Raw genomic sequence first — 13137 nt, forward strand, 5'->3', positions numbered from 1 at the left:
TTTTCAGCCTGTGGACAACCCGCCGAGCCTGTGGATAACTCAGTCGTCCGTGCGACGGCTCGGCCGCAGAAGCGGGATCAACGGGAGGAATCGCCGCCGACGCCGCAGCCCCCGCGACCTGACGATGAGCTCGGGCAGCGGCATCGCGTTGTCCACGGGCACGCGTGGATGGGCGAGCACCGTCGGACGCGGCCGTCCGCGCAGGGTGACGGGCGCGCCGGTCTCCCAGCGGTACGCCTCGAGCTCCGACGCGTCCTCAAGCACCTGCGCGGCGGCGAGCACCCGTGACGGCGCGGTCTTCGCGAGGTCGCTGAGCCGCGCCGCCTCGTTCACCGGGTCGCCGATGACGGTGTACTCGAACCGCTGCTCCGCGCCGATGTACCCCGCGACGACGGGGCCGCGCGAGATGCCGATCCCGGCCGTCAGCTCCGGCACCCGCGCGCGCAGCTGCTCGGCCATCTCGCGTCCCGCGGCGAGGGCGTGGCCGCCCGCCCCGGGCAGTTCGGCGGGCGCGCCGAAGATGGCGAGGGCCGCGTCGCCCTCGAACTTGTTGATCCAGCCGGCGTTGCGGTTCACGCAGTCCACGACGACGCCGAAGAAGAGGTTGAGGAGCGCGACGACCTCGTCGGGCGGTCGTTCGGCGGCCATGCGCGTCGATCCGGCGAGGTCGACGAACACCACGGCCACCTCCTTCTCCTCGCCGCCGAGGGAGATGTCGGAGTTGAGCGCGAGTTCGGCGACGTCGCTGCCGACATGCCGGGAGAACAGGTCCTGGAGCCGCTCATGCGCGCGCAGCCCGGACACCATCGTGTTGAAGCCCGCCTGGAGCTGGCCGAGCTCGCTCGCGTCGAAGACGACGACCCGGGTGTCGAGGTCGCCGCGCGCGACGCGTTCCATGCCCTCGCGCACCGTCCTGATCGGGTCGCCGAGGGCCTGGGAGACCCACCACGTCACCTGGAAGCTGATGGCGAGCGCGATGCAGCCGAGCACGAGTCCTGACTTCGCGGCCTCGTAGCCGTCGAAGTCGGGGTCGGTGAGCGCGACGATCGCGATGACGATGAGGCCGAGCATCGGCACCGCGGTGCCGACGACCCACGCGAGCATCGCCCGGGTGCGCACCCGCGAGAACAGGTGCTCGCGCGGCGGCTTGGTGGCCAGGACGAGCGCGGCGGCGGGGCGCAGCAGCCGTTCGGTCATCAGGTAGACGAGCGCGATCGTGGTGATGCCGCCGAGCAGGCACGTCATGCCCATCTTCAGCGCCATGAGCGGCCCGTAGAAGGCGTTCAGGATGGTCCAGCCCGTCGCGCCGACGCACCACAGCACGCCCTGGATGAGGCTGAGCCGCGCGGGCCCCAGCAGGACCGCGTGGCGCTGCTCCTCGTCGGGCGTGCCCTTCTCCCGCACCAGACGACGGATGGGCGCGAACACCTTGAGCGCCCACCACACCGCGAACGGCACGGCGAAGAGGGGATAGGAGCCGAACGCGATGGCGTTGACGAGGTTCGCGTTGGGGTGGAGCCGGTCGACTTCCTCGGGGTTGGGCAGCACGAGGAGCACGAAGACGAGCACCACCGCCGCGCCGACCGCGTTGGCGCACAGGACGGCCGTGGTGAGCAGCCATCGGACCCGCAGCTCCAGCGGCGGAGGCACGCCGGGGATCTTCGCGAGCCGCTCCTGCAGGGAGTCGAGGCTGTGCGCGATCTGCTCTCGGTCCACGATCACCTCCGCGCGCGTCACTCTACGCACCCGTGGAGAACGGATAAAGGCCACTTGTCACAACTTCGTGGGCGGTTTCGTGTGGTGGGCACTATGGCGTACCCCACAGGGCGAACCAGGAGGTCCGTGAGTACCGGTCAGTAATATGTGCTGGACTTTCACGGAGGACCCAAGCGATGACCGCCTCGCCCGTTACCACGCCGCCGCCCGGCGCGAAGATCCCCGACCAGGACCTCGGCCGCATCGCGCCGGACGACCTGAGATCGGCGGGCATCTACGAAGGCTGCTTCGGCTGCGGCAAGGACGTCGCCGACGGCCTCAAGGTCGAACGCACCGCCTCGGACGGCACCGCCGTGTACGGCCACTTCCACGTCGGCGAAAGGCACCAGGGCGCTCCCGGCCTCGCGCACGGCGGCCTGCTCGCGACCGCCATGGACGAGATCCTCGGCACCGCAGCCTGGAGCCTCGGCAGGATGGCCGTCACGGGCCGGCTGGAGACCGACTACCGGACGCCCGTGCCCGTCGGCTCGACCGTCTACCTGAAGGCGTGGTGCACGGGCGTCGAGGGACGCAAGATCTACCTGCGCTCCGAAGGGCGGCTCGACGCCCCCGACGGACCCGTCGCGGTGGAGGCCGCCGCCCTGTTCGTCGAGGTGCCTCCCGCGCACTTCACGCAGGAGCGCTGAACGGCCCATACGAAGTCCGTATGACGACGGCCGGTACGGGAGCTCCCGTACCGGCCGTTCACGTCTCGGAAGGGCGGCTCAGACCGAGGCCGTCACCGGCTTGTTGAGGCGGACCCGCGCGAGCTGCCTGCCCTGCGCGACGAGACGGTCGCGGCTGTCCCACACCTCGATGTCCTCCTCGATGAGGCCGCCCGCGAGGTTGCGGCTCACCGCCTGCACCCGCAGCCATCCCGGCGCGGGCAACGCGCGGACGTGGACCGTCATCTCGACCGTCGGGACCCACCCGTTCACCGACATCTCGAACGCGACGGGCGGAAGCGCGTCAACGGTGTAGAGCAGCATGAACGGGTCGGGCTCGGTGCCGTCGGCGAGGCGGAGCCAGGCGCGCAGCGCGCCGACGCCCGACGGCTTGCCCAGCGCCCAGCCCGACGTCGCGGGGTCCACCCGGATGTCGGTGTGCCGCATCATCGTGACGATGTCGGCGAAGTCCTTGGGCGGCGCGTAGCACTCCTCAAGGGGCGGGATCGCCGGGGGCTCGGCGGTGGTGCGCACGTCGTCGGGGAGTTCGGCGAGGTCGCCGTACGCGGCGAGCACACGGATGCGCTCCTTGCCGTCCTGGACGAGGCGCGCCATCGCCGTCGTCTGGGTGCGGCCCTCCCTCAGCGTCTCGGTCTCGATGACCGCGGGGCCGGGCCGCGCCGCGCTCAGGTAGTGCGCGGTGATCGTCAGGGGGTGCGGGTGCGGAAGGGTGCCGCCCAAAGCGCGCGCTACAAGTGCGAGAAGGTAACCGCCATTGGGCGCGGGACCTCCCGTGCCCCATTCCGCGGACACCTCCGCGGCGATCGTCCCCTCGACCGGCGCACCGCTGGTCGTGTCGGCCCCGAACCTCGACATGACTCTCCCTCTCGTCGGGAACCGAGTGTAGTTCGGTATCTTCTGCGGCAGACGCCGGGGCTGTACCGGTCCGACCGCGGATCGAGACCCGAACGTGCAGGTCCACGCGCTAGCGTGCGATCCATGCGGCTCACCGGAATCATCGCCCCTGACCGTCCGCTGCTCGTCGTCGCGGCGGACGAGGAGGCTGCCTACCTCGACCGTGACCTCCCCGTCCTGCTCACCGGCATCGGCAAGGTCAACGCGGCGGTCGCGGTCGCGGCGGTCCTGGCAAGGCACACCCCCCTGGAGATCATCAACCTCGGGACTGCCGGCGCCCTGCGCGCCGGGGTGCACGGCACCCACGAGGTCGCGCGGGTCATCCAGCACGACCTGAACGGCAAGGGCATCAGCGAACTCACCGGACGCCCGACGGGTGAGCCGTTCGAGCTGAAGGCCGACGGCCTCGTCCTGGCGACCGGCGACGTGTTCGTCTCCTCCGAGGACGTCAGGGTCAAGCTCGCCCAGGACGCCCATCTCGTAGACATGGAGGGCTATGCGGTCGCCGCCGCGGCGCACGCGGCGGGCGTGCCCGTCAGGCTCGTCAAGCACGTGAGCGACGGCGCGGACGGCGACTCGGCCAAGACGTGGAAGGAGTCGCTCGACGACTGCGCCCGCGATCTCGCGGCGTGGGTCTCCACCCACGTGTAGCGGGCCCAAGCGCGCGCGCTTGAAACGACGAAGGCGGACCCCCGGTTCTGGGAGCCCGCCTTCGTCCGGAGGGTCAGACCCGGTCGGCGGGGATCACGCCGAGCCGTCCGGCCTGGAAGTCCTCGAACGCCTGCTGGAGCTCGGCCTTGGTGTTCATGACGAACGGGCCGTAGTGCGCCACCGGCTCGCCGATGGGCTGGCCGCCGAGGATGACGACTTCAAGGTCGGGCCTGTCGGTCTCCTGCCGACCCTCGGCCGCGAGGGTGATGCTTGAGCCCTTGCCGTAGACAGCGAGCTGCCCTCCCTTGATCGGCCTGCGCGCGGCGCCTACCGTGCCGTGTCCCGACAGGACGTACGCGAGCGCGTTGAACGCCGGGTTCCACGGGAGGGTCACCTCCGCGCCCGGGCTCACGGTCGCGTGGATGAACGTGATGGGCGTGTGGGTGACTCCGGGGCCGCGGTGGCCGTCGAGCTCGCCGGCGACGACGCGCAGCAGCGCTCCGCCGTCAGGGGTGGTGAGGAGCTTGATGTTGCCGCCCGCGATGTCCTGGTAGCGCGGCGCGATCATCTTGTCCCTGGCGGGCAGGTTCACCCACAGCTGCAGGCCGTGGAAGAGCCCGCCGCTCATGACCAGCGACTCGGGCGGGGCCTCGATGTGCAGGAGGCCGGAGCCCGCGGTCATCCACTGGGTGTCCCCGGGGCCGATCTTGCCGCCGCCCCCGGCGGAGTCCTGGTGGTCGAACTCACCCTCGATGAGGTAGGTGACGGTCTCGAAGCCGCGGTGCGGGTGCCACGGGGTGCCCTTGGGCTCTCCCGGCGCGTAGTCCACCTCGCCCATCTGGTCCATCATGATGAACGGGTCGAGGTGGCGCATGTGGACGCCGGAGAAGGCGCGGCGCACAGGGAAGCCCTCACCCTCGAAGCCACTCGGCGCGTTCGTTACGCCGAGCACAGGGCGCGGGGTGTCGGTGGCGGCGTCCGGCACCGGCACGCGCGGCAGGGTGAGCGGGTTCTCCACGGTGACGGCGGCCATGTCGTCCTCCTTCTTGCGGAAGCGGTATCACCCGCCTCAACTAATTGAAGTTTAAACATATTCCGCCCTGACGGACCAGTGTCCGACACAGCCGGGATGGTCGATCGGTCACGAATGGACTGCGTTTCGGGGGGCGCGCGGCAAACGCGAAGCTCATTGCGTTACCTTCTGACAGACGTGACGGAAGGCTTGACTCCATGCGACAACGTGATCCCCATCCTGTCTCCAGGCCACGGCCGGGCACCGTCCGGCCGGGTGGACGCACCGCCCGGACCAGGAGAAGCGTCCTGCAGGCCGCCCTCGCCGAACTCGTCGAGGTCGGCTATTCGGGCACAGGCGTGGAGAAGATCGCGATAAGGGCGGGCGTGGCCCCGTCCACGATCTACCGCCGCTGGGGCAGCCTCGAAGGGGTCGTCGCCGACGCGGCCCAGGCCGTCATGGAGGAGAACCTCGCGGTCCCCGACACCGGGACCCTCGAAGGCGACCTGACGTGCCTCACCCGGTCGATCGCCGAGCTCTTCGACACCGCGCCCTACCGCGCGTGGATGGACGTCCTCATCGGCTCCTCGCTCGGCCAGGGACCCGCCAGGAACACCTTCGCCACCTCGACCCTGCGCACCCGCGCCGAGATCGGCGCGGTGATCGTCGAGCGGGCCGTCCAGCGCGGCGAGGTGCCGCCCGACACCGACGCGGCGGAGGTCATCCGGCAGGCCGCCGCGCCGCTGTACTACCGGCTCTACATCTCCTGTGAGCCGGTGGAAGAGGTCGACACCGCGCGGGCGGCGATGGTGGCGGCGTCGGCGGCACGCCGGGGGCTCCTGCGCAAAGCGGTGTGAAAGACTTGCCGCGCTCGCTCTCGGCTACCCCCGGACACCCCGTTGACCAAGGCTCCTTACCGTCTCGCCCGCGCGACGGCCTTCGCGGCCGTGTGCGTGAGCCTGACGCTGGCCGGTCACTGGACGGCGTCCGGAGACCCCGTAGACCCGTGGGCCCTCGCCGCCGCCTTCTTCGGCGTCACCGGCGTGGCCCACCTCCTGGCCGGGCACGAGCGCGGCCTACCGCTCATCATGGGCGCGCTGCTGGGCGGGCAGTTCGCTTTGCACTCGCTGCTGGCCACCGACCACCACAGCCCGCTCAGCGGCCCGGACGGGACGATGGACGGGCGCATGATGGCCGCGCACGTCACGGCGGCCTTGCTGTCCGCCGTGTGGCTGCGCCGAGGGGAACGCGCGTTCTGGGCGCTCGCCCGACGCCTCGTACCGCCGCTCCGCCTTATCCCCGTCCGGGTGCCCGCGTACGACACGACGGGTACGCCCGCGTACGCCGAGCCCCAGGCACGTCCCAAGACCACGCTGCTCAGGCACAGCCTCGTCCTCCGCGGACCTCCGAACGCCGCCTTCACCCGCTGAAGTCATCGTTCGTTCCGATCAGTCACGTGGAGTACACGCATGTCCAAGAACAGCCGCCGGGCCGCGTTCGTCGCAGGGATCACCGCGCTCACCCTCGCCGGGGTGTCCGCGCCCGCGCTCGCGCACGTCACCGTGCAGCCGGGGAGCGCCGAGAAGGGCTCCTGGTCCAAGGTCACCTTCCGGGTCCCCAACGAGCGCGACGACGCCGCGACGACCAAGCTCGTGGTCGAGCTGCCCGCCGACTACCCGATCGCGTTCGTGTCGGTGAAGCCGCTGCCCGGCTGGACCGTCGCGGCCCCCAAGGCCGCGCTCGCCAAGCCCGTCGACACCGGAAGCGGCGAGATCACCGAGGCGGTCGCGAAGATCACCTGGGAGGGCGGGAAGATCGAGGCGGGGCAGTTCCAGGAGTTCGACGTCACCCTCGGCCCGCTGCCCACGACCACCGACAGGCTCGTCTTCAAGGCCGACCAGACCTACTCGAGCGGCGAGGTCGTCAAGTGGGCCGACGTGGCAGGGGCCGGCGCGGGTGAGCCCGAGCACCCCGCCCCCGTCCTCGAGCTGACCGCCCCCGCCGAGGGGACCGACGCGCACGGCATGACGGTCTCGGCGGCCGAGCCGGCCACCGGGAGCGACGGGCAGGACGGCACGGCACGGCTGCTCGGCGGGCTCGGCCTCGCCGCGGGCCTCGTCGGTCTCGTCCTCGGCGGCCTCGGGTTCGCCCGGGGACGCCGCGCGGCGTGAGGGGCCTGATCGCGCGCGCCGTGGCGGCCGTCGCCCTTGCGGCGGCCGCCACGGCCGGGCCCATAGCCGCCCCGGCAAGCGCGCACACGAGCCTTTCCGGGACATCGCCCGAGGACGGGTCGGTCGTACCCGCGCCCGAAAGCATCATGCTCACCTTCGCCGACTCGGTGATCCTCCCCCAGGCCGTCGTCACGGACGCCGAAGGCAAGGAGGTGGGAGGCAAGCCGAAGCTCAAGAGCGACAAGGTCACCGTGCCGGTGCGCAAGCCCTTGGCGCCCGGCCTTCACCATGTCTCCTGGCGGGCCGTCTCCCCGGACGGACACCCGATCCAAGGCGAGTTCTCGTTCACCGTCGAAGGGCAGGCCGCACAAACGGCCGCGCCCGCCTCGGCGCAAGAGGAAGACGAGGGCCGGTCCTGGACCTGGATCGCCTTGGGCGTCGTCGCCCTCGGCCTCGTCGGAGGAGGTCTGTACTGGGCCTCGTCACGCAACGACGACGAGTGACGTCCTTTCGCGCCCGCCCTCGGCGTCAGGGGGCGGGCACGAAGACGGCGAGGCCCTTGGGGTGCTTGTCGAAGACGACGGGCGGAGCCGAACCGCTGATCTCGCCGTCATGGGAGACGAGAAGGCGGTCGGCGGAGGGCTCGATGTTCAAGGACCGCGCGGCCCACTTCTCGTAGCCGAGCCGGTGGCTTCCCGTCAGCACCGCCGCGAAAGCCCCCGGCTTGCCCAGCCCGCGGCGGGCGGAGACCACCCTTACGTCGAGGATTCCGTCGTCCATATGGGCGCGCGTGGTGGGGACCGTACCGTGTGATCTGTACGTGCAGTTGCCTACGAACGCCAGCCAGACGCGTCGGCTGTGGCCGTCCACGGTCGCGGAGACGGGTGAGGTGTGACGCAGCGCGCGCAGGGTGGACACGGCGAGGGCCGGCCACTTGCCCAACCTGCGCTCCAGCTTCTCCCGCCTGCGCACGACCTCCGGGTAGATCCCGAAGCCCGCGTTGTTGAGGAACGGGACGCCGTTCACCGTCCCGACGTCGACCCGTGACAGGTTCCCGCTCCGGTAGGCGTTCAGGGCGTCCGATACCGTCTCGATTCCGAGCGTGCGAGAGAAGTGGTTGAGGGTGCCGACGGGCAGCACGAGCAAGGGGATGTCGTGCTTCAGCGCCACCGCCGCGCCCGCGCCCACGGTCCCGTCGCCCCCGCCGACCGCAAGGACCTTCGCCGCACCGGCGGCCCTCTCCAACCTCTCTTCGAGCTCCCCTGACGACTCGAACCGCGCGCCGGGAAGCTCCCCACGCAACTGCTCCTCGATCCCGTCGTCCCCGTTGACGACGACCACGACGCCGTCGCCCGACGGGTCCACCGACTCGACCGACCGCTCGAGCGGCACCACTTCCGCCGGGGCCGAAACCGGCCAGATGAGACGCGTCACCAGGGCCGCGGCGAGTCCCGAAGCCGCCCCGGCCAGCACGTCGCCCGGATAGTGCGCGCCGGTGTAGACCCGGCTGAACCCGACGGCGGCGGCGAGTCCCGCCACCGGGAGCGCGGTCCTGCCCGTCGCCTCCATGGCGACTCCCGCGGCGAACGCGACGGCCGACGCGGTGTGCCCCGACGGAAAGGACGGAGAGCGCGGTATCCGGTGCACCCGGACCACCGGAACGTTGTCGATGAGCGGTCTTCGCCTCCGGAAGATCTGCTTGCCCACGATGTTAACCGTCGGACTGGCCAGTGCGATCCCGATCAGCCCGCGCGTCGCGGCGCGCCGAAGCGACGGACGTCCCGTGACCGCCAGGCCCGCGGCGACGAGGTACCACAGCTTCCCGTGGTCGGCCGCGGCGGACAGCCTCGGAAGGACGGACTCCAGGCCGCGCAGCTTCGCCGCGGCCACCCTGTCGAACGCACGGTGATCGATTTCGGCCAGGTCCATGTGCGACGTATTCCCCGGCAGAGACGTCTTTCTACCGTGTGGCCCGTCACGGGCTGTGTCATGATCTGACGATCTAGACAAGGAAGGGAGCTCCACTTTGACAGTCGAGAGCCTGCTCACCGCATTCCGCACGATCGACGTCCAGGACAACGGCCGCCTCGACCTGGTCGGCTTCACCCTCGTGCTGGACGAACTCGGGCTGACCTGGAGCAAGGCCGAGACTCAGGAGCGCTTCGAGCGAGCCGACGTCAACCACGACGGCTACATCACGCTCGACGAGCTCCAGGCCATGCTCGACGCCCTCTGATCACGTTGTCCACAGGTTCGGCCGTGGGAGAGCGGTCGGATTCGTAGACTTGCCGGGTGACTTCCCCCGGCGTGCAGGACGCGGCCGACGTGCTCAAGCGCGTCTTCGGATACGACTCCTTCCGGCCTGGCCAGCAGGAGATCGTCGATCATGTCGTCGCCGGCGGCGACGCACTCGTGCTCATGCCGACCGGCGGCGGCAAGTCGCTGTGCTATCAGATCCCCGCCTTGGTGCGCCCGGGGGTCGGCGTGGTGATCTCACCGCTGATCGCCCTGATGCAGGACCAGGTGGACGCCCTGCGCGCGCTCGGCGTGCGGGCGGCGTTCCTGAACTCCACGCAGAGCCCTGCCGAGCGCAGGGACGTCGAGCAGGCGTTCGTCTCCGGCGACCTCGACCTGCTCTACCTCGCGCCGGAACGGCTTCAGCTCGACGGCACGACCCGCCTGTTCGACCAGGGCAAGGTCGCCCTGTTCGCGATCGACGAGGCGCACTGCGTCTCGCAGTGGGGCCACGACTTCCGCAAGGACTACCTGCTGCTGTCGGCGCTGCACGAGCGCTGGCCCGAGGTGCCGCGCATCGCGCTCACCGCGACGGCCACCGAGGCGACCCACGCGGAGATCACCGAGCGGCTGGGCCTCGGCGAGGCGCGACACTTCGTGGCGAGCTTCGACCGCCCGAACATCCAGTACCGGATCGTGCCGAAGAACAGCCCGCAGAAGCAGCTGCTCGACCTGCTGCGCACCGAGCACAAGGGCGACGCGGCGATCGTGTACTGCCTTTCGCGGGCCTCGGTGGAGCGCACCGCGGAGTTCCTGGTGGCCAACGGCGTCCCTGCGGTGCCGTATCACGCGGGCCTTGACGCGCGCGTGCGCGCCGAGAACCAGGCGAGGTTCCTGCGTGAGGACGGCCTGACCGTCGTGGCGACGATCGCGTTCGGCATGGGCATCGACAAGCCGGACGTCCGCCTCGTCGCCCATCTCGACCTGCCGAAGTCCATCGAGGGCTACTACCAGGAGACGGGCCGCGCGGGCCGTGACGGGCTGCCGTCCACCGCGTGGATGGCCTACGGCCTCAACGACGTTGTGCAGCAGCGCAAGATGATCAACGGCTCGGACGGCGACCTCGCCTTCCGCCGCCAGCAGACCATCCACCTCGACGCGATGCTCGCGCTGTGCGAGACCGTCACGTGCCGGCGCAGCCAGCTGCTCGCCTACTTCGGGCAGGGCGGCGCCGCCGAGTGCGGCAACTGCGACACCTGCCTGACGCCGCCGGAGTCATGGGACGGCACCATCGCGGCGCAGAAGCTGCTGTCGGCGGTGTACCGGCTGAAGAACGAGCGGAACCAGAAGTTCGGCGCGGGCCAGATCATCGACGTCCTGCTCGGCAAGGAGACCGAGAAGGTACGCCAGTACCGGCACGACCAGCTGACCGTCTTCGGCGTCGGGGCCGAGTTGAGCGAGCCGGAGTGGCGCGGCGTCGTGCGCCAGCTGCTCGCCCAGGGCCTGCTCGGGGTCGAGGGCGACTACGGCACGCTGGTGCTGACCGAGGCGAGCGGTGAGGTGCTCGGGCGGCGGCGCGAGGTGCGGATGCGGCGCGAGCCCGCGCGGGCGGCGAAACCGGCGCGGAGCGCGAAGTCTGGCGGCACCGCGGTCGACCTGCCCGAGGAGGCAAAGCCGCTGTTCGAGCGGCTGCGCGCGTGGCGGGCGGCCACGGCCAAGGAGCTCGGTCTTCCCGCGTACGTCATCTTCCATGACGCGACGCTGCGGGAGTTCGCGAACCGGCGGCCCACGTCGCTCGCCGATCTCGCGGGCGTCAGCGGGGTGGGCGAGAACAAGCTGAGCAAGTACGGCGAGCAGATCATCGAGGTCGTCGCGCAGGAGGTCGCCGAGGAGGGCTGAGGCGGCCGTCAGGGCAGCTGGGCGAGGAACTCCGCGTTCGAGCGGGTCTTCTTGATCTTGTCGAGGAGCAGCGTCATCGCCTGCTGCTCGTCCTGCGCGGCGAGGGTGCGGCGCAGCTTCCACGACGCGGCGAGCTCGGCGGGCGGCAGCAGCAGTTCGTCGCGGCGGGTGCCTGAGGCGGCGATGTCGATCGCGGGGAAGATCCGCCGGTCGGCGAGCCTGCGCGACAGCCGCAGCTCCATGTTGCCGGTGCCCTTGAACTCCTCGAAGAACACCTCGTCCATGCGCGATCCGGTCTCCACGAGCGCGGTCGCGAGGATCGTCAGGGAGCCGCCCTGCTCGAGGCTGCGGGCCGCGCCGAAGAACTTCTTCGGCGGGTAGAGCGCCCCGGCGGCGACGCCTCCGGCGAGGATGCGGCTGCTCGCGGGCGCGGCGATGTTGTGGGCGCGGCCGAGCCGGGTGAGGGAGTCGAGCAGCAGGACGACGTCGCGGCCGCGCTCGGCGAGGCGCTTGGCCCGCTCCACGGCGAGTTCGGCGAGTTCGATGTGCTCGCCGGCGGGCCGGTCGAAGGTGGAGGCGACGATCTGCGCGCTGGGGACCTTGCGCCGCAGGTCGGTGACCTCTTCTGGGCGTTCGTCCACGAGCAGCACGATCAGTTCGCATTCGGGGTGGTTCGCCGCGATCGCATTGGCGAGGGTCTGCAGGATGATCGTCTTGCCGGCCTTGGGCGGGGCGACGATGAGGCCGCGCTGGCCCTTGCCGATGGGCGCGAGCAGGTCGATGATCCGTCCTGCGGGGGACGGGCCGAGGGTCAGCCTCTCGGTGGGGAAGTACGGGGTCTGGTCTTCGAACGGGACGCGTTCGCGGGGCCGCCCGTCGACGGTCGCCAGGACGGCGGGGCCGCCCCGGGTGCGGGGACGTGCCGCGCCGGTGACCTGGTCTCCGGAGCGGAGCCGGTACTTGGCGACGAGCGCGAGCGGGACCTGGACGTCGTCGGGCGACGGGGCGAGGCCGCGGGTGCGCAGGTGGGCGTTCTTTCCGGTGACGGAAAGGATTCCCGAGACGGGGACCGTGCTCCGCACGGTGGTTTCTTCGGTGAGGGTCATGCGGGCTTCCTGGGGGAACGGCGCGCCGAGAAGGGCGCGCGACGATGGGGAGGCGCTCAAGGGGCGCGGGGTGAGGGCACGTGCCGGAAAGGGCGGGACGGTGCCGGTAAGGAAAAGGAGGCGGCGAACCGTGACACGGTTCAGAAGCGCTCTGCCTCCTCACGAAGGAAACACGGAGTGTGGCGGTTTGTCAATCCCGTCCGGATCACCTCCGGTTCTCCACGGTACGGCGCGCGGCCCCCGTCACACCAGTCCCCCGGGCCCGGGAAAAGTCGCCGAGAAAGTTATCCACAGGCCGCTAAGCGATCTTGAAAGAGATCACGCAGAGTGTGCGCATGGACATCAAGATGAGTTTTCTCGAACCCCGCGCACACCAGGGCGAGTCGGTCTGCGAGCTGGAGATCGACGCCGACCGGCTGGTCTTCGGCGGAAGCGCGCTGCGCGTCCTGCGCCGCAAGGAGCTGCTGCTCGACGTGCCGTTCCGTGAGGTCGGCTCGGTCGATCTGCCCGGCAGGCGCTCGGTGGCGGCGCTGCGCAAACGACATCCGAAAGCCTACTTCCCGTGGACGCATGAGGAGAGCGCGCTGATGCTCGACATGCTGCGCGGGGGACGGACGCTGGAGGAGGTGTGCGCGGAACTTGGAAGGGGCCGCAACGCGGTCCTCGCCCGGCTGGTGAAGCTCGGGGTGTTCGGTGTCGGCTGACCTGCCACGGCAGGGCCCGCCGCG

The 13137-nt window shown here is 70.7% G+C and carries 14 protein-coding genes; 9 read left to right on the top strand and 5 right to left on the bottom strand.

The window, feature by feature from the left end; genetic code table 11:
* Window positions 1–39: 39 nt before the first annotated feature.
* A complete protein-coding gene (locus tag R9X44_RS18830) occupies window positions 40–1716 on the bottom strand; it encodes an adenylate/guanylate cyclase domain-containing protein (RefSeq protein WP_319815503.1) in 1677 nt (558 codons plus the stop codon).
* 176 nt (window positions 1717–1892) lie between these two features.
* Here R9X44_RS18830 and R9X44_RS18835 point away from each other — a divergent pair, with 176 nt between their 5' ends.
* The gene (locus R9X44_RS18835) at window positions 1893–2402 is read left to right on the top strand and encodes a PaaI family thioesterase (protein ID WP_319815504.1); all 510 of its coding nucleotides are present in this window, start codon (window positions 1893–1895) and stop codon (window positions 2400–2402) included.
* 78 nt (window positions 2403–2480) lie between these two features.
* Here the strand turns inward: R9X44_RS18835 and R9X44_RS18840 are convergent, their stop codons facing one another.
* Window positions 2481–3296: a thioesterase family protein gene (locus tag R9X44_RS18840; protein ID WP_319815505.1), complete on the bottom strand. Its 816-nt coding sequence runs from the start codon at window positions 3294–3296 to the stop codon at window positions 2481–2483.
* A 123-nt stretch (window positions 3297–3419) separates the two neighbouring features.
* Between R9X44_RS18840 and R9X44_RS18845 the strand changes: the two genes are divergently transcribed.
* The gene (locus R9X44_RS18845; RefSeq protein ID WP_319815506.1) at window positions 3420–3986 is read left to right on the top strand and encodes a nucleosidase; all 567 of its coding nucleotides are present in this window, start codon (window positions 3420–3422) and stop codon (window positions 3984–3986) included.
* A gap of 73 nt (window positions 3987–4059) precedes the next feature.
* On the opposite strand, the gene R9X44_RS18850 is transcribed toward R9X44_RS18845, so the two are convergent.
* Window positions 4060–5019 (bottom strand): pirin family protein, encoded by a 960-nt coding sequence (locus R9X44_RS18850; protein WP_319815507.1) that lies wholly within the window; start codon window positions 5017–5019, stop codon window positions 4060–4062.
* A 197-nt stretch (window positions 5020–5216) separates the two neighbouring features.
* Here R9X44_RS18850 and R9X44_RS18855 point away from each other — a divergent pair, with 197 nt between their 5' ends.
* Genes R9X44_RS18855 through R9X44_RS18870 form a run of 4 tightly spaced genes read left to right on the top strand, consistent with a single transcriptional unit; the run spans window position 5217 to window position 7672 of the window.
* Window positions 5217–5855 carry a TetR/AcrR family transcriptional regulator gene (locus R9X44_RS18855; protein WP_319815508.1) on the top strand — a complete coding sequence of 213 codons (639 nt, stop codon included), beginning with the start codon at window positions 5217–5219 and terminating at the stop codon, window positions 5853–5855.
* 42 nt (window positions 5856–5897) lie between these two features.
* On the top strand, window positions 5898–6428 hold the full coding sequence (locus R9X44_RS18860) for an MFS transporter (RefSeq protein ID WP_319815509.1): 531 nt from the start codon (window positions 5898–5900) through the stop codon (window positions 6426–6428).
* 39 nt (window positions 6429–6467) lie between these two features.
* Window positions 6468–7169 carry a YcnI family protein gene (locus R9X44_RS18865; protein WP_319815510.1) on the top strand — a complete coding sequence of 234 codons (702 nt, stop codon included), beginning with the start codon at window positions 6468–6470 and terminating at the stop codon, window positions 7167–7169.
* Entirely contained in the window at window positions 7166–7672 is a 507-nt protein-coding gene (locus R9X44_RS18870; protein WP_319815511.1) for a copper resistance protein CopC, read from the top strand. Before R9X44_RS18865 ends, R9X44_RS18870 begins: the two co-directional genes overlap by 4 nt.
* A gap of 25 nt (window positions 7673–7697) precedes the next feature.
* Here the strand turns inward: R9X44_RS18870 and R9X44_RS18875 are convergent, their stop codons facing one another.
* On the bottom strand, window positions 7698–9098 hold the full coding sequence (locus R9X44_RS18875; RefSeq protein WP_319815512.1) for a bifunctional phosphatase PAP2/diacylglycerol kinase family protein: 1401 nt from the start codon (window positions 9096–9098) through the stop codon (window positions 7698–7700).
* Window positions 9099–9195: 97 nt separating this feature from the next.
* Between R9X44_RS18875 and R9X44_RS18880 the strand changes: the two genes are divergently transcribed.
* Together R9X44_RS18880 and recQ are read left to right on the top strand one after the other, a co-directional pair.
* On the top strand, window positions 9196–9405 hold the full coding sequence (locus tag R9X44_RS18880) for an EF-hand domain-containing protein (protein ID WP_319815513.1): 210 nt from the start codon (window positions 9196–9198) through the stop codon (window positions 9403–9405).
* 56 nt (window positions 9406–9461) lie between these two features.
* Window positions 9462–11303, top strand: a complete 1842-nt coding sequence (recQ, locus tag R9X44_RS18885) for a DNA helicase RecQ (RefSeq protein WP_319815514.1) — start codon at window positions 9462–9464, stop codon at window positions 11301–11303.
* 8 nt (window positions 11304–11311) lie between these two features.
* On the opposite strand, the gene rho is transcribed toward recQ, so the two are convergent.
* Entirely contained in the window at window positions 11312–12409 is a 1098-nt protein-coding gene (gene rho, locus R9X44_RS18890) for a transcription termination factor Rho (protein WP_319815515.1), read from the bottom strand.
* A gap of 335 nt (window positions 12410–12744) precedes the next feature.
* Between rho and R9X44_RS18895 the strand changes: the two genes are divergently transcribed.
* Window positions 12745–13113, top strand: a complete 369-nt coding sequence (locus R9X44_RS18895; RefSeq protein WP_319815516.1) for a hypothetical protein — start codon at window positions 12745–12747, stop codon at window positions 13111–13113.
* Window positions 13114–13137 lie beyond the last annotated feature (24 nt).

The sequence above is a fragment of the Actinocorallia sp. A-T 12471 genome, assembly GCF_033875155.1.
In the GTDB taxonomy this organism is placed as follows: Bacteria; Actinomycetota; Actinomycetes; order Streptosporangiales; family Streptosporangiaceae; genus Actinocorallia.